Consider the following 17240-nt stretch of genomic DNA (forward strand, 5'->3'; position numbering starts at 1 on the left):
GCCGCCCTTCCGAGCTTTCGTTACCGTGGAAACGCGCTCTCTACGAGCCCTTTTCCCACTTCTATTTATCGCTTTTCAATCGTCCCTCCCTTGCGGAGTGGTGCAAAGATAGAACTTTGGCATATATCCTGCAAACAATCCCCGCTTATTTCTTCCCCGAACCACGCAAGCACCTGTGGATCTGCGGGATATTTTTATCGCACTGTGCGTGCTCGCGGGAATCTCTGGTCTGGTTCGGCATGTTTACCCACTTATTAGAGGCCTTGCTAAATTATATCCTCTTATTTACTTTTCACATTAGGAAGAAACCCGGTGACAACACCGATCAACGGCAGATAGGCGCAAATTTGAAAAACATAATTGATACTGGTATGATCGGCAAGATAACCAAGCAAAGCCGACCCAACGCCACCCATGCCGAATGCAAATCCAAAAAACAAGCCGGCAATAGTACCCACTTTACCAGGGACCAAATCTGTAGCATACACCAATATCGCAGAAAAAGCAGAGGAAATAATGACTCCGATAACCATGGCTAAAGCTACTGTTAGCGCAAGGCCTACATGTGGCAATAGTAAGGTGAAAGGCGCAGCGCCTAGGATAGAAACCCAAATTATCACTTTACGTCCATACTTATCACCTAATGGTCCTCCTAGTATGGTACCCACGGCCACTGCTGCAAGAAATCCAAATAAATAAAACTGGGACTCCTGAATACCAATTTTAAATTTATCCATCAAATAAAACGTAAAATAGCTACTCATAGACGCCATATAGAAGTATTTCGAAAAAATCAACACCAGTAAAATACTAATCGAAGTTAACACTCTACCTTTGGTTAATCCGGGGGCGTAAACAGCTTGCGTAGTTTGCACCGGACGCCGTTTCCGCTCTGCTAAATTTTCTTTGTACCAACTTCCAACAAAGGTGAGCAGAATAATGCCTACTATCGCGAAGGCTGCAAACCAACGTATATAACCTTGCCCATGCGGAATAATAATCAATGCAGCTAATAAGGGACCAATAGCACTTCCTGCATTCCCTCCTACCTGAAAAATCGACTGTGCAAGTCCCTTCTTACCGCCAGAGGCAAGCTGTGCTACGCGTGAAGCTTCGGGATGAAAGACGGAAGACCCTATTCCGATAAGAGCAACAGATGACAATATATAGGCGAAGTGATCCGCTATGGACAACAGCAAGAGGCCAATCAGCGTAAAGCCCATGCCGATTGCTAATGACCGCGGGTTTGGTTTTCGGTCGGTATAATTGCCAACAAAGGGCTGTAATATGGAAGCAGAAAGCTGAAAAACTAAGGTGATGAGTCCGATTTGCGTAAACGTAAGATTAAATTGCTGCTTCAGCATTGGGTACACGGCAGGGATTACCGATTGCATCAGGTCATTAAGTAAATGGCCAAAGCTGATAGCGAATAAAATACTATATACTGTGCCTTTTACGATAGGCGAGGTGCTTGTGGTTATCGTTGTTTTCATTGTCTTTATTAAACTGCTTCAATAATTTCGTTAAGTAGGGCTCGTGCCTGAACCGCATCTCGCTTTTCTATCGCTAGAAAAAGCTGTTCATGCGATACTTGGGTGCTAATGAATACTGCCGTATTCGCATAAATTTGCTTAAAAGCAATGGATACATGCTTGGATGATGTACTGTAGAGCTCGGTCAATATCGGGTTGCCACAGGCATTGGCTATGGCTTGGTGAAATGCAATATCCGCCTCGATACAAGCTACCAAGGCTCCTGCATCAGCCTCTTCTTTTCTTTTTCGCAGGGCTTCTGCTATGCGCTTGAGGTCTTTTGCTGTTCGGTGCTCAGCTGCTTTTTCGGCTATCCTGATTTCCAGTAATTGCCGCACTTCCATGAGATCGGCTAAAGGCGCTTTTTGAAAGGCTTCGCCTAGTGATTCATTGCCATCACTGTCTGTCACGAAAGTGCCCACACCCTGTTGCACATCCAGGTAACCTAGGTTTGATAGCATACGAATAGCCTCGCGCACGCTGGAACGGCCTACGCCGAAGCTTTGCATCAGCTCTGGCTCTGTGGGTAACCTGCTGCTTAGCGCGTACTCGCCCGACTTGATCTTTGTCTTAATTTGTTCGGAAACCTCTTCCGCCAATGATGTTCTTTTTATCATGCTTCAAATTCATCTGATGATATGATGATTGGCAAAGATATGCTTTTTTTGTATAAAAGCATCCGTAATAAATTGAAGAGGAAAATTATAACAGTTGGTGAGATTCTTTTATGGTATTCATCACAAAAATGCTTTTGGTCTGCCCAATTCCTTCGATCTCGGATAAACGATCTACAAAAAACTCGTGAAAGCTATCCATGCTGGACGATACAATCTTAAGCATAAAATCAAAATCGCCACTGATATTATAGAACTCAACAACCTCTGGGAGCATTTTCACCGCTTCAATAAATTTTGCCGCAGTTTTTTTGTTGTGGACGCTTAAAGCCACCATGCACAAAACCACAAGCCCACGATCTATCGACTTCTTATCAAGCACAGCAATGTATTCTTTTATTATTCCTTGCTGTTCCAATCGTTTGATCCGCTCATGCGTAGGCGTAGGACTTAGATGTATCTTCAGCGCAATTTCGCGAACGCTTAATTTCGCATCACACTGCAACAAACGCAATATTTCTAAATCTTTTGCATCTGGAGCGAAAGCCACATTTTTAATCTGTTCTTTTTTATTCATAGATTTCATTCATTAATAGAACAAAGCAACTACATCGGCACAAAAATAAGTCATTTGTTCCAAAATAAAATTAGAAAACAAAACATACGTCTTGTTGGATTAGATTTGCAGCAAAATAGTTGTATGAACAATAAAAAGCAGATTATCCTATTATTGGCTTCGGTGGGCACCTTTGTTGAGGCCTTGGACATAGCGATAATCAATCTCACCATTCCCGCCATCCAGGAGCAATTTCATATTAGCTATGATACTGTACAGTGGCTTCAAACGCTTTACGTATTATTTTTTGGCGGATTTTTGATCATCGGAGGCAAACTTTCAGATCAGGTAGGCAAGAAAACCATGTTTATTGTCGGGGGAGCGCTGTTCTTACTTTCTTCGTTAGGAGCTGGTATAGCTCCAGACTTCACTGTTCTAGCTATATCCCGGACACTACAAGGGCTAGGCGCAGCTTTGCTGATGCCCGCATCCTTATCTATCGTAACGCAAACATTTACAGAACCGCAAGAACGAACCCGAGCGATTGGGATTTTTAGCTCTTTCGCAGCTATAGGATCTGGTAGTGGTCTTTCCGTCGGTGGTTTGATCAGTACATATTGGAGTTGGCATTGGGTGTTTTTGATCAACGTTCCTATTCTAGCCATTACATTACTTTTTGCTGTACGCTATTTTCCTAAAGCTACGGGTGTTCCGCAAAAACGTGCTAACGACATTCCGTCCGCTATACTATTGATTTTAGGACTCCTGTTTCTCACCTTTGGTATTCATGATATGGCGAATTTTAATGAGCGGCCTTACCTGATCAGTGGCTGTTTTATTGCTACTTTCCTGCTGATTAGTTTACTTATTAAAAGATTGCTTACGCTCAGGGACCCACTTATCACACCTGAGCTCTTTCAAAACCGTTCGCTAGTCATCTCGAACCTTGCTTTCTTTATGTTAGGAGCAATCTTTATCGGCTTTCTTTTCCTGATATCGCTCATGTTGCAAAATGACATGGGCTATAGCGCCGCCTCTGCAGGCTTGATGTTGGTTCCTTTCAGTATTTTATCAGCCCTTATCGCGAAATTTGTCATCCCTACCTTAAGTCGGTTATTAAGTCCGCCTAAATTAGGAATACTAGGCATGCTGTGTATGTTCTGCGGCTTAGCATTCCTTCTGCTATCTATCTACTTCGAACATCCTTTGTTTTTGGTATTGAGCGGGGCCGCATGTATTTCCGGCATTGGGATGACGATCTGTTTTACAAGTTTATCCGTACTGGGCGTGAAAAACGTTCCGCAGGAGCATTATGGCATCGCCGCCAGTTTAACAAGCACATCATACTTTCTCGGCGCCGGTATCGGCTTATCGCTAGTGTCTTTTTTGGGTACACCGACTGTGGCGGGGCTCGCTGTAGGTCCTACTAGCGTTATGGTACTTATAGGTTATTCACTTTTCGGGCTATCACTTTTGGGTTACCTCACCTTGGCTGAAAAGCGCAAATTGACAAAAAGTTTAAAAACCGTAGAGGCTTAATCCGCAGCGATATCTCTATTTTTGTGTCAAAACGAAATCTTATGACAAATCTAAACAATAAAACTGCCTTTATTACGGGGGGCGGACGCGGACTAGGTAAGGCAACCGCCATCGCACTGGCTAAAGAAGGCGTGCATGTAGCGATTAGTGGCCGAAACGAAAAGCAGCTTGAAGATACGGTTGCGGAGTTGACCGCGCTCGGCGTCAGAGCTACTTATGCAGTTTTGAACGTGGGCAATCAAGCCGAAGTAGAAGCTGGGATCAAAAAAATAAGCAGCATTTTTCCACAGGTGGATATCTTAATTAATAATGCGGGTATTGCATCGTTCGGAACAGTGGAAGAAATGCCGAGCAGCACGTGGGAAGAAATTATCCAGGTGAATGTATTGGGCGTTTATTACGTCGCGAAGGCGATTATCCCATTGATGAAGGCGCAGGGCAGCGGTGATATCATCAATATAGCCTCTACTGCTGGATTGAAGGGCAGCGCAAATTCATCGGCATACAGCGCTTCGAAATCCGCCGTCATTGGGTTTTCGGAATCGTTAATGTATGAAATGCGGAAGGAGAATATCCGCGTGACGACGCTTACTCCAAGTACGATTGCAACGGACATGGCGATGACTGATCTGAAGATTACGGATGGCAATCCGGATAAGGTTTTACAACCGGAAGATTTTGCGGAGCTTATCGTTGACATTCTAAAGTTCAACAAGCGTGCGCTGATTGCAAATGCGTCTATCTTTTCGACAAATCCTTAGTTTCTAAGGAATATTGCGAGCAGCCAATATGGGATTGTTACGTATGGGCTGCTCATGTTTACAGCGTATATAAAACTTGTTTTAAAGCAAGAGTTGAAAACATCCTTTCGCTATCGAGAAACTGTTTTTACCAAGATTAATGCAGACTTAGCGCATTAATAGAACTACTTTTGAGCTGTAAAAATTGAGATTGCCTCGTCATACTTCCTCGCGATGATGCTTTTTCGTTGTCCATATATCGTTTTGCGACAGCTCCTTTAAACTTCTAATTCGCCAATTTTATCCCTGATAAGAATATACATTGTAGGTGCAAATTTTCTTGGCTAAAATATAGGCTGAAAAAGCGCCTACAGCTAGTGGAAACATCAATTGATAACCATTAGGCGCAGCACTGCACAACAAAAAGACGGCTGTAAAAGGCCCATGAATGGCTGCTGCTAAGGTCGCTGCCGCACCTATCAATGCGAAATTGATGATCAAAAAAGAGGTGTCAAAATAAGTATTACTGATATAGGCAAAAAGAATTCCGAGAAACGCCCCTGCCACAATGCTTGGTGCGAAGACGCCTCCATCTCCGCCTGCTCCTAGCGTCAGCGACGCGGCTAGCGGCTTGATAAGCACCAGCAGCGCGAGCGTATAGGGCACCGCTTTCACCGCATCAGCTCCACTATAGGCTGATAGGATATTCGCTAAGCCATGGTAACTGTCTCCGTATAAGCCGGGGAAAGCCAAAATCAATACCCCTACGGTCAATGCGCCCAAATTTACGCGCAAAAAATTACTTTCGATGTGATTGAACAACTTTTTGCAATAAATCACAATTTGGGTAAAGTAGCTGGCCAACAGCCCGGAGAGCATCCCGAGAACAAACATGAAAGGAAGCGCTTGCCAGTGCCATTCCATGGCGGGCATGCTGATTAAAAAACCAGGTTCGAAATTCTGTATGAAGAGAAAAGCCACTAGTGCAGAGACTGTGCAACTGAGCAATACTGTTTTTTGGAATTTCTTTGCAATAACTTCTACGGCAAACAACCAGCCTCCGAGCGCACTACCAAACAATACCGTAACGCCTGCGGCGACACCGGCACAAACCAACTCTCTTTTAAATGCCAAAGGCATAAAACGGCGCTTATACACTTGGTTTCCTATCGTTGCAGTAGAAACGACCGTAGAAACTTCGATACCTGTTGACCCACCGAATACGACCGTTAAAAAACCATTGATATAATGCGATGTGACTTTAAAAAATGGCAAATGGTCTTTACGCGTTTCCAATGTTGTGTAAATCTCTTTTATACCTTTGTTTTTTCTATTATGAAACGCATACTTGCGTAAAAAGTAGATCGCAGTGATCCCGATAGAAGGAAGAACAACAAAGAAATAAGCGCTTGTGTGCTGCGCTTGATGAAAAATAACATGTTGTACGTATTCGGTGAGGTGTTTTAAAGAAAAGGCAAGCACGCAACAAAGTGCCGCCACTGCAGCCGCTGCGATAACCAGCTTTAAATAACTATAGAAAAGAACTTTTTGTCGCATGATTAATGGAATTTGCGACGCAAATGTAGGAACAATAGCGGCCAATAGCGAAACAGGCATTCCTTTGACACAAGCATTTTACATTGGCGCTACATGGCGAACAAATCTTGACGCTAGTCAAGCACAACGTAGCATTCCAAAAAATACATCAACATTCATTTTGGAATAGGTACAAGGCAACATAAAAGGGGCTGTCTAAAAAACGGATCGAACATAGGCACAAAAACGTCAAACTACATTTTGCAACGTAGCATTGCTTGCCGTCACTCCTCTGCCGCGCAATCTCTTGCTATTCAGACAACCCCTAATCTGCTAAAACTACTTGGTTACATCAACATTATACAATTTACGGTGTATTTCTTTCAGGGTAGCTTCCGGGATCTTGATTACTTTACGATCGTAGGTCATCAACCCATTGGTTTCCACTTCTACATCGGTTGTCTGCGTGTACACGCCTGCGGACAACCCGAAGGGAATCAAGCTGGAGAGGTTATGAATAACCTCTTCGTAGCGACGCTGAAGTTCTTCTTTATTTTTGAACGATTGATACCCCCAGTTATCCTTCTGCTGCCAGGTATGTCCTTCAACGGGCAATCCTAGTCCGCCAAATTCGCCTAAAACCAATACAAATTTATCGCCGAAAATATTGGGATCAGGCATGGCGGCGTCGGGATAATTGTGTATATCGACTATAGGGCCCGTGAATGAGAAATTTCCACCGCTTGCGCTGTTTACCAATCGTGAGGGATCATACTGCATCGTCCACTCCGTAATTTCCTTGGTTTTAAATTGTCCCCATGCTTCGTTGAACGGCACCCATACGACAATACTCGGAAAGTTGTGTAGCACATCCATAATGCTTTTCCATTCTTTCCTGTATATCGCTTCTGATGCGGCAGTGCGGTCTTTATCATGTTGACCATTTGATATTTTTCCGGGTTGCATATCCCAAACGTTGCCACCAAGATCACCGCTCGGCATATCCTGCCATACCATGATGCCCAAGCTATCGCAATGCCTGTACCAACGTGCAGGCTCAACTTTGATGTGTTTCCGGATCATGTTGAAGCCCATCTCTTTGGTTTTGACGACGTCAAATTTCAAGGCTTCATCAGAAGGGGCGGTATGCAAACCATCTGGCCACCATCCTTGATCCAATGGCCCATAATGAAATAGAAACTTATCATTTAAAAACATCCGTTGGATGCCTTTCGCATCTTTCTTGACGGTTATTTTGCGCATCGCAAAGTAGCTATCTGCCTCATCGACAACTTTTCCTTTGCGCAGCACTTTGACTTTCAGATCATACAATTTTGGGCTATCAGGACTCCAAAGCTGTGGGCTGGTGATCTTGAGTTGCGCTTCAGTTCCCGCTGCAACGGAAGTTTCGGCAACTTTCTTCCCTTGATCATGCGCTTCCACAAGCAGCATATCGCCTGCCTGTGCACCTTCCAATTGTGCAGAAACGGTCAACGATGATGCATCCACATCCGGCGTTTGTTTGGTATTGACGATATAAGTTTGCGGTACCGCCTCCACCCATACGGTTTGCCAAATTCCCGTTACCGGCGTATACCAAATACCATGCGGATTATTGATTTGCTTTCCGCGCGGCTGAGGGCCGTCACTGGTAGGATCCCAAACGCGGATGCTAACCTGTTGTTTAGCACCTTTTTTCAAAGCCGCTGTAACATCCATGGAGAATGGATCGAAGCCACCTTCGTGTTGACCAACATGCTTCCCATTGACATATACATCACATTGCCAGTCTACCGCTCCGAAATGTAAGAGAACCTTTCCTTTTTGTACCTTTTTATCCAGGTTAATCTCATTGTGGTACCATAAGGCCTGATCTTTATTCACACTCTTCCCTACTCCCGATAAAGCAGACTCCACCGCAAAAGGCACCAAGATATCGCCATCCCAAGATGTTGGGATATTTTTTTCGTCTTTGGTTGTGATCTTGTACTTCCACAGCCCGTTCAAATTCTGCCAATTTCCGCTACGCTTTAGCTGCGGCCGAGGGTATTCTGGATGTGGCTTTTTGGCATCCAGCTTTTCGCCCCAAGAAGTCAAAATTTTGTCGCCAGCAGGCTTCCATTGCTGCGCGAAGCTTACGGAAAGAGAGGTGGCCAATACACAGGCCATCGCCATTGTTTTTTTAATCATCATATTTTGTGTGCTCTTCATATATTATTTTAATGCTTTACTTTCAGGGCGGAATGGGACGGGCGGGGGTTCGCGATCCAAAGCGGCTTTGAGCTTCAGAAAGGCGGGGTGGCCCGGCTTCCAGATATTTTTTGTTTCTACAAGACCTTCCTCATAGTCGTACAACTCATACGCCACCGGAGCACCTTTTTGAAAAGGCTGCCAAGCAATAAGACGATAACGTTCGTCACGAATCGCACGCCCCAACTTTCCGTCTCGCGGAAAGCAGTGATACACATAGTCTCTGGTTTTTGCTTTGTTGTTCATCATAAAAGGAACGAAACTTTTGCCATCCATAGGTTGTTGCGTAACATCCACCGGTATGCCACACAATTCGGCCATCGTAGGGTAAATATCTACCGTTTCTACCAGTTTCTTTGTTTTTTTGGGAGTTGCTTGGCCGGGCACGTGAATGATAAGTGGAATTCTGTTGGCCAATTCATGGTTTACATGTTTTGTCCACATACCCATTTCGCCCAGCAAATAGCCATGATCGCCCCAGAGCACGACAATGGTATTTTTATCCAGCCCTGTTTCCTTCAGTTGTGCCAATACCTTCCCAATCTGCGCGTCCACGTAACTTACCCCGGCATAATATCCGTGAATAAGCTTGCGCGTCAAACTATCCGGAAAGGGGTCACTTTCGACAGCTGTCGGAATACCTTGATATTGCACGATTTCGCCGTCGCGCTTGTTTGCATACGGTAGAGATCCTTTGGGGTTCGATTGCTGATTAGGCATTGGCAGCTGCGCTGGATTATACTGATCCCAATATTTTTTGGGCACAGAGAAAGGCAAATGCGGTCGGGCGAAACCGACCGCAAGGAAAAAAGGTTGATTGTGTTCTTTAAGCTGCGCGAGACGCGCCACAGTACGCTTGGCTACTCGGCCATCGGCATAGGTTTCATCGGAAACATCCAGGCATTCCCAAGCAGCACCTTTAGCCAGCTTATTTGCTTCTCCCCAGGGCACATTTCCAAATAAGGCCTCCTCGCGCGTTTCTTCTTTTTTGGATTTATCGGCATACTCTACAACCAAATCGTGGTCATGTGGAACGGTCCACGATTGTTCATCGTTGTAGGTGTTGTGCCCCACGTGAAATACCTTCCCTATAGCCGCCGTATAGTAACCCTTATTTTTAAAATGCTCGGGCATCGTAGTAGCCTGCGGATAAAATTCACGGAAAGCGCGTCCAAAGTCGTAAAGTCCTGTAGAGGTTGATCTAGCGCCTAACAATAAGTTGTAGCGGGAAGCCACGCATACGGCTTGATTGGTATAGGCGCGTTCAAATACATAAGCGTTTTCTGCAAAGGCATCTATCGCTGGCGATTGTGCAACTGGATCGCCGTAGGCTCCCAAGGCGGGGCGCAAATCATCCACTAATATGAACAATACATTGTAAGGTTTTTTCTTCACTTCATTTGGCGGAGGGTTTGATACCTGCTTCATTTTTTCTGCTTTCAGCAGTTTCCTATGGAACACCGCAGCAGAAGTTTCTGAAACAATGCCGAACATTGCCCCAAAAGCTACCAGTAGCAAAAAGGCCTTACCTGCTATATTTCCGCTATTTAATTTTTTTTGTTTCACTATCATACACTGCTTCGGTGATTCCATTAATTTTTACGGCTACACGAGCGAATAGCGCACTATTATTTGCTAACTGCTCCTCTACGTTCATACGAATTGTCAGTGTACCATTTTCCTTAAGCGTTGCTTTTTGCTGTTTTGTAAAGTGTCCAAGATCAACAAATTTCGTATCACCAACCAACAAACTAATGTCTTCGATGCTTCGGGTTTGATCGATTTGATCGACCGTCAACGTGGCTGTAAGATCCGTCCCTTCGAGGGTGTAACTTATTCCAGACAATGCAAAATAAGGCCGTACTGGAAATCCAATTTCGGTATTTCCGTTCACCTGAACAACCACGGTATCTGATGAGTGTGACCACGGCCCTGTTCCGGATACCGTAATCAATTTATATGTTCCGTCGAAAAGCATGGAAGAAAATGAGCCATCCTGCGTAACATATACATCAATGGGCGTACGTAATGCAAAACCATCCTGCCAAAGCTGCAGACGTACAGATTGGTTGGAGCCGCGCACACCCACAGGCTGCCCATTGTAGGTTACTTTTCCCGTTAGCTTAGCCGACGGCGCATCGTAATTATCTTTTCCGCAAGATGTGAATATTGCGGCTGTAAAACCGACTATCAGTAAATATAAGAGCCATCTTTCCATAGTGCTATTGGTAAGGGTTTCTAACAAGTTTAGGATTACTATTGATCCAGCCTTGATCAATAAAATTATAATAATTTTGGTACCTGAAGTAGCGCGGATACAACGTATGACTAGCCTTCCGTTTTTCAAACACCCACTTGTTGTGGTACTCCGTCTCAGGTGCATAGACTTTGTACGGAAATAATGCGTAATGCGTGGCAGTAGGCGTATCTTGGCCATTCCACAGCTCATGGGCTACACGCCAACGCTTGACATCCCAGAACCGATGATTCTCGAACGCAAATTCCACACGACGTTCTTGCATGATATCCTGCAGGGTAACCACTGTCAACGGCTGAATTCCCGCACGCTCGCGAAGGCGATTGATGTACCCTAAGATTTCGTCCTGTGCTTTATTAAGTTCCAATGCGGCTTCTGCTGCAATCATCAGAAACTCGGCGTATCGGAAACGGACAAACCACATGTCGCTGCCACGCCCTCGGGTAGAAGCGTCCCTATTTTCATCGACAAATTTCCGAATATTGAAACCTGTTTTATTTACATACTGATCATTAGATGTGGTCGGACCATCTTGCCCCGTCACAATACCGTAAGGCGATGCGGCTTCGCCTGGCACACCTGTTCTTGTCCGCCATTCTCCACCCTCCAGGTAGCGTATACCGGCTTGATAGGTGATGGCGGTACCTCCAAAATCCGCCCCGGAATAAATAACGGTTCCGTATAATCGTGGATCTTTGTTGGCGAAGACATCAGCAGGGTTGTTGTAATAAATAAAATTACCTTCAGAATCCGTTAATTTCAACGCACCATTACGGTCATTGATGTATTCAAAATCTTCAACCAAATTCAAGATAGGTGTAACGATATTTGCATCGATATCTCCCCGCACTGAAGAAGCAACCACATTGTTCGTGAATCCATGCGTTTGTCCCGGGTAAATATAATCTCTAGCCCATATCACTTCGTCACTTGTTTTAGAACTCACTGCCTCGTAGAAGTTTCGTCCTTTATCGGCATTTTTATTATAGAGTGAGTAGGGACTTTCATTAACAATCTGCAAGGCAGCATCGTAGGCTATTTGATAAAAGCGGGCAGCTTCGGAAGCTGGAATACCAACCTCTGCACCTGCTGTTTTGACATCTGGCGTTTTGCTATTATATTTTGCTATGGATGCTGCGTACAAGGCCGCTCTAGCTTTCAATGCGAGCGCGACCCACTTGTTTGCGCGAGCAGAGTTAATATTTCTATCGGCACTAAGCAGATCTGTTATCGCATCACATTCTGCGATAATGTATTCGTAGGAAGCTTGCTCCGTAGATCTGGGAAATTGCAAGCTTGCAGGATCCATCCCTGACGTATATTCAAATACTTCATCGCCTACAATCGGTATTCCGCCAAGCCCTTTGAGCATCGTGAAGTACACCCATGCCCGAATAAACCTAGCTTCGCCTTCGTAATTATTTTTAATATTGTCGGACAGGGATGAGCCTTTCACGCCTCTAACAAATTCGTTGAGGTTTCGAATCAAGGTGTAGTCGTAAACCCGCCATAGTTCATCGCCATAGTTTTGCATATTGTTTGGTCCTCCTGAAGAGAATGCGGCTTCATCCAGCAATGCGAAAGATCCCGGATCCCCCAAGTGCTGGCCCCAATCCATCCTTCCGTAATAATTAGCTAGGACAGCTAATACCATTTTTTCATCGGAATAAACTTGCTCCTCCGGTAAGATAGACTGCGATTCGCGCTCCAAAAATTTTGAACAACCGGCTGTAACGACTGCCGTAATGAGGAATATGTATTTGCAAAATTTATTCATGGCTAAAATGTAACGGTTAAACCTACATTAATCACTCTGTTTGTGGGGTACTGAATTCCCGAGTCTGCGGTAAGCTCTGGGTCGATTTCCATATCTCCCAAATTGTCTATGCTGAATAGGTTTTGCATCATGGAATAGAGTCGCAAATTCTTAATACCCCATCGCTCTGTCAACTGGTTTGGCAAACTATATCCTACCTGCAAATTGCGTAATTTAAGATAGGTTATGTTCATCAACCAGAAGTCACTGTGCCAGTAATTGCTATGATTTTGATTACCACGTATGAGCGTGGGGAACTTCCCGGGTATTAACTCACTATTCGGGTCGGTAATATCGCTCAACATCCATTGATTCTCCATATAGTAAGCCGCGTTGTTGCCCCCATCATGGAAGGGCAACATTCCTTCATAGTTGGCGCGATAAGACGCAAAGGAGGCTCCTGTGAGATCCATAGCAACATCAAAGCCTTTATATTGCACACCTAGGTTTAGTGCAAAATTCAGATAAGGTAGTCCTCCTTGCCGGTAACCGATCGGCCGCTGGTCTAACGCATTGATTATACCATCGCCATTGACATCATCATATTTAATATCTCCGGGTCGTAACGTGGTATTACCTTGGCCATCGTTGTCTATGTTATAATTTTTTATTTCTTCCCAATTCTGGAATTGTCCAACAGCGTGAAGCCCCCAATTTAGAAAAGCATACCTGTTTGTTATTGTATTCCGATATTCGTCCAAGACGTTTCCAAACCGCGGCCTATACTGTTGTCCATCTAGTTGTCTTGCATAGGTGAAGTTTCCTCCAACGAAGTAGTTGACTTTCCCAACCTGACTTCTCCACGTAATCCCACCGTCGAAACCCCGATGCATATCTGAGTTTAAATTTTCATAAGGCAAACTAAAACCGGCTTCTGCTGGAATCAATATATCGTAGCGCGACGCAGGGAGGTCTGTACGCTTTCTATTGAAATAGTCCACTGTTCCGGTCAGCTTGCCACCAAGGAGCGTGAAATCCAGTCCCACATCGAAGCTATTTGCCCGAATCCAGGAGAGCGTAGTTACGGGTAGGCCCCTTGGTTGGGCGCCCACGACGTAGTCGCCGTTAATCGTTGCTCCGCCTTGGTTATAGGTATAGCCCGGTAAAAAGCCAAACGCATAGTACTGCCAGTCATCCAGATTATCGTCTCCGAGCACACCGTAGGAAGCACGTAGTTTCAGGTCTTGGAAGACGTTACCAATAAACGAATCTTTTACGAAATCTTCCTGTGCAATGCGCCATCCTGCCGATACCGAAGGGAAAAAGCCCCAGCGACTGCCGGGAGGAAATTTCCATGATCCATCGTAACGTCCGGCGAGCTCCAATAGATATTTGTTGTCAAAATCATAATTCACACGAGCAGCAAATCCAGCCCGCGCTTGGGTGTTAATCCCGGTGTCGTTAAACTGATCTATGGTTTGAAAATATAGGAGCGACAGGCGGTTTGAAGCAGGACGGTCGTGTATCCAAAATCCAGGTTCGTCCCGAGTTATTGCTTCCGCTGCCAAGAGTGTACTGACGTTACTCTTCCCAAAACTTTTCGTATAGTTCAGCGTGGTTTGGTAGCTCAGCTCCTCGACCATGCGAATATCGCGTTCGCGCCAAGGGTTGTCCATACTAAAGACGACGGGATAGGAGTCTGTGGCCTCGTCATAACCATATAGCTTATACGTAAATTCCTGATTGTCCATCCACTTGTTTGCGAGATAATAGCCGACCAGCCCGCGTAACTTCAAATTCTCCGAGAACGCGTATTCGGCATTAAAGTTAAGTTGCATCACTCGCCACTTTTCTTGATACTCGCCAGACAGATCGTAATTCAACATTCCAAAATTTGTCTCGGTATTAGCCGCTGTCCTCGCCGGGTAAAGCGGATTGTCGTTTGCGAAGGGGCGCGCTGTTGGCAGGTTTCTATAGATGCCAAACAAGGCTTGCCAGGTATCATCTTGACCGGGTACCCCAGGCTGCCTTCTCTGCTCTATTCGCCCATTTAGATTTCCCCCTATCTTCAATTTGCTAGATACATTTGCATCGAGATTCATTTGGACATTTGTTCTGTTAAAACCACCATAATTTCGAATGATGGATTTTTGATCCAGATGACCTGCGCTGAGATAATAATTGATTTTTTCAGACCCTCCACTGGCAGCGCCTGAAATATAGGTCTGCGGACTTGTTTGAAGAATATAATCATACCAATCGAAAGGGCGGTATCCTTTTTCGGTACCTTCTTCCCATTTAGCGAGATCAGTCAATGAAAACTGCGGATCTTGCACACCAAGAATAGCATCAGATTGTATATAGCTTTTTATGTATGTGGTTGCACTAGCAGGCCGTGGGAAGCGAAACATATTCTGCCAACCGTAATAGCTATTGATCGTGAAATCATTTTGATCACCGCGTTTTCCTTTTTTAGTCGTTACCACAACGACTCCATTGGCGGCGCGAACGCCATAGATTGCAGCTGAAGCGTCCTTCAATACGCTTACCGATTCTATATCGTTAAAATCAAGATTATTGAATTGTCCGGCATCTTTTTGCACTCCATCAATCACGTAAAGCGGATTTCCCATATTCCGGATATTGATATTGGTTGATGCCCCGGGCCTTCCATCAGGCATACGACTATTCACCCCGGCAATCTTCCCTACCAACGCGCCAGAAGTCGTCGTCGCTACGGATCGGGCAAGATCTTTCGAGCCTACCGTGGATATTGCCCCAGTGACAGACTCCTTTTTTTGGGTTCCATAGCCCACTACGACTACTTCGTCTAGACTGCCTCGTTCTTCTTCCAATGTTATCTCCATAAACCCTTCTCTTAACGGAATTTCCTGAGCGATATAACCAACAGATCTAATAAGTATAGATGTATCGCTAGACGTTAGATTGATAGTGAATCGTCCATTCTGATCTGTAGTAGTACCTCTAGAGGCATCTAACTTGGGCTGTACGGTAGCTCCTTGCAACGGATTACCTTTTGCATCTTTCACCTGCCCCGCTAATACCCGATCCTGAAATGCTACATAAACGCTATCATTAATCGAAGATGTAACGCTATCATAAGACGCAATAACGTTTGTTCCAAAAAAAAGCAGCTTGCAACAGATAACCATTGATTTAATCGCTTTGACTTTCATAGGTAACTTTGAGCTATGTTTATAATTGTATAACCCAAAGTTAAGCCCTGCGCTTTTTAAAAAATATCCAAATCATCTCAATCTATTGACAAATTGTCTCATTACAAATCATGCTGTTAGCATAAAACCTACCTGTCAATCCTGAAAATAACTACTTTCTACTCTTTCCACCTATCCCACTACGTACTGTTGGACCTTTTACCTGCAATTGGCCGTCTTTGGTGATCGTTAAGGGATCGATAAACACTAAGCGTTGATCGCCAGTTTTTGTAGTCCGCCCGTGGTATACACATAGACGTTCGCCGTTTTTGGTGATCAAGACGCTATTATGTCCAGTTCCGGACACGACGCCACCCTTATCGGTATTTTTTTGCAGAATAGGATTGAAGGCAGATTTCGTAAAAGGGCCTAAAGGATCTTTTGCGGTTGCATAACCTACAGCATAATTTTCGCCTGCGAAGTGATTGGCAGAATACATCATATAGTACAAATCATTGTGTTTAAAAAGATAAGAGCCTTCCGTCCAGCGCCTGTTCACCTCGCCAGAGGTTACCGAACGGCTTTCCCATTCGGCCTGCTGATCATCTTTCTTAACGGGTGGCCTGAGCAGGAGTTTTGGTTCTCCAATAACGCCTGAAAAATCAGCAGCTAGCTCTACACCATAAACCCAACTTTCTTCAATTTCGTTGTACATACCTTTATCTTTTGCCCATTTGGCAATCTCGGACTGAACAGGATGTTTGTAGCAGCAGCGCGAATAATAGAGATACCGCTTCCCATCTTCTGCAAAGTACACATTGGCATCAATAATGGGGTACCCCGGATCAAACAGCGGATTTCCCGTCATATCGTTAAATGGACCGGTTGGTTTATCGGATACGGCAACGCCAATGCGATAGTTCTCCAATTCATTCGTTGGGTTATCTTTCCAATGCGCACTGTAAAATAGGTAATACTTTCCATTGTAAGCGTAAACTTCGGGTGCCCAAAAATCTTTTGTCCCCCAGGCAGTGGCTTGCTTGGATGAGTAGATGACCCCTTGTTTTGTCCATGAAGACAAATCTTTTGAGCTATAGACCACAAATCCATTTTCAGTACCTCCGGTTCCATACAGGTAGTACTGATCCGAAGGCTTATCAAATAAAATGTAGGGATCTCCCAGCGGGATATCCAAAGGGTTGTTTGTTTTCACCTGCTGTCCGTAAACCATTGTCCCGCAACAGCATGCGCAAATAAAAGTTAAAATAAATTTGTATACCATAA

Annotated in this window: 14 protein-coding genes; 4 read left to right on the plus strand and 10 right to left on the minus strand. The window is 44.6% G+C overall.

Features of this window, described 5'->3' with window-relative positions:
- A partial coding sequence (locus DI53_RS20530; RefSeq protein WP_206538001.1) for a hypothetical protein occupies positions 1-258 on the plus strand: 258 nt, incomplete at its 5' end.
- Between the two features lie 23 nt (positions 259-281).
- Here DI53_RS20530 and DI53_RS05580 read toward each other — a convergent pair.
- The 3 genes from DI53_RS05580 to DI53_RS05590 form a co-directional block, all read right to left on the minus strand.
- Positions 282-1493: an MFS transporter gene (locus tag DI53_RS05580; RefSeq protein WP_037496461.1), complete on the minus strand. Its 1212-nt coding sequence runs from the start codon at positions 1491-1493 to the stop codon at positions 282-284.
- Positions 1494-1501: 8 nt separating this feature from the next.
- Entirely contained in the window at positions 1502-2149 is a 648-nt protein-coding gene (locus DI53_RS05585; protein WP_037496464.1) for a FadR/GntR family transcriptional regulator, read from the minus strand.
- An 85-nt stretch (positions 2150-2234) separates the two neighbouring features.
- Positions 2235-2723: an Lrp/AsnC family transcriptional regulator gene (locus tag DI53_RS05590; RefSeq protein ID WP_052072098.1), complete on the minus strand. Its 489-nt coding sequence runs from the start codon at positions 2721-2723 to the stop codon at positions 2235-2237.
- Between the two features lie 123 nt (positions 2724-2846).
- Between DI53_RS05590 and DI53_RS05595 the strand changes: the two genes are divergently transcribed.
- Both DI53_RS05595 and DI53_RS05600 read left to right on the plus strand, forming a co-directional pair.
- Complete coding sequence (locus DI53_RS05595) at positions 2847-4241, plus strand: MFS transporter (protein ID WP_037496467.1); 1395 nt, start codon at positions 2847-2849, stop codon at positions 4239-4241.
- A 41-nt stretch (positions 4242-4282) separates the two neighbouring features.
- Entirely contained in the window at positions 4283-5002 is a 720-nt protein-coding gene (locus DI53_RS05600; RefSeq protein WP_037496471.1) for a 3-ketoacyl-ACP reductase, read from the plus strand.
- Positions 5003-5281: 279 nt separating this feature from the next.
- On the opposite strand, the gene DI53_RS05605 is transcribed toward DI53_RS05600, so the two are convergent.
- A complete protein-coding gene (locus tag DI53_RS05605) occupies positions 5282-6538 on the minus strand; it encodes a chloride channel protein (RefSeq protein WP_193790634.1) in 1257 nt (418 codons plus the stop codon).
- Between DI53_RS05605 and DI53_RS20450 the strand changes: the two genes are divergently transcribed.
- On the plus strand, positions 6537-6707 hold the full coding sequence (locus DI53_RS20450) for a hypothetical protein (protein ID WP_169741986.1): 171 nt from the start codon (positions 6537-6539) through the stop codon (positions 6705-6707). The two genes, DI53_RS05605 and DI53_RS20450, sit on opposite strands and share 2 nt — an antisense overlap.
- 149 nt (positions 6708-6856) lie before the next feature.
- Here the strand turns inward: DI53_RS20450 and DI53_RS05610 are convergent, their stop codons facing one another.
- The 6 genes from DI53_RS05610 to DI53_RS05635 form a co-directional block, all read right to left on the minus strand.
- Positions 6857-8728 (minus strand): glycoside hydrolase family 2 protein, encoded by a 1872-nt coding sequence (locus tag DI53_RS05610; protein ID WP_241462378.1) that lies wholly within the window; start codon positions 8726-8728, stop codon positions 6857-6859.
- A gap of 3 nt (positions 8729-8731) precedes the next feature.
- Entirely contained in the window at positions 8732-10339 is a 1608-nt protein-coding gene (locus DI53_RS05615; protein WP_052072095.1) for a sulfatase, read from the minus strand.
- Positions 10311-10985 (minus strand): DUF3823 domain-containing protein, encoded by a 675-nt coding sequence (locus DI53_RS05620; RefSeq protein WP_037496473.1) that lies wholly within the window; start codon positions 10983-10985, stop codon positions 10311-10313. Before DI53_RS05620 ends, DI53_RS05615 begins: the two co-directional genes overlap by 29 nt.
- 4 nt (positions 10986-10989) lie before the next feature.
- A complete protein-coding gene (locus DI53_RS05625) occupies positions 10990-12801 on the minus strand; it encodes a RagB/SusD family nutrient uptake outer membrane protein (RefSeq protein ID WP_037496476.1) in 1812 nt (603 codons plus the stop codon).
- Positions 12802-12803: 2 nt separating this feature from the next.
- The gene (locus tag DI53_RS05630) at positions 12804-15977 is read right to left on the minus strand and encodes a SusC/RagA family TonB-linked outer membrane protein (RefSeq protein WP_206538002.1); all 3174 of its coding nucleotides are present in this window, start codon (positions 15975-15977) and stop codon (positions 12804-12806) included.
- Positions 15978-16128: 151 nt separating this feature from the next.
- The gene (locus tag DI53_RS05635) at positions 16129-17238 is read right to left on the minus strand and encodes a glycoside hydrolase family 43 protein (protein ID WP_052072097.1); all 1110 of its coding nucleotides are present in this window, start codon (positions 17236-17238) and stop codon (positions 16129-16131) included.
- Positions 17239-17240 lie beyond the last annotated feature (2 nt).

Source organism: Sphingobacterium deserti, from assembly GCF_000757725.1.
GTDB classification, from domain to species: Bacteria; Bacteroidota; Bacteroidia; order Sphingobacteriales; family Sphingobacteriaceae; genus Sphingobacterium; species Sphingobacterium deserti.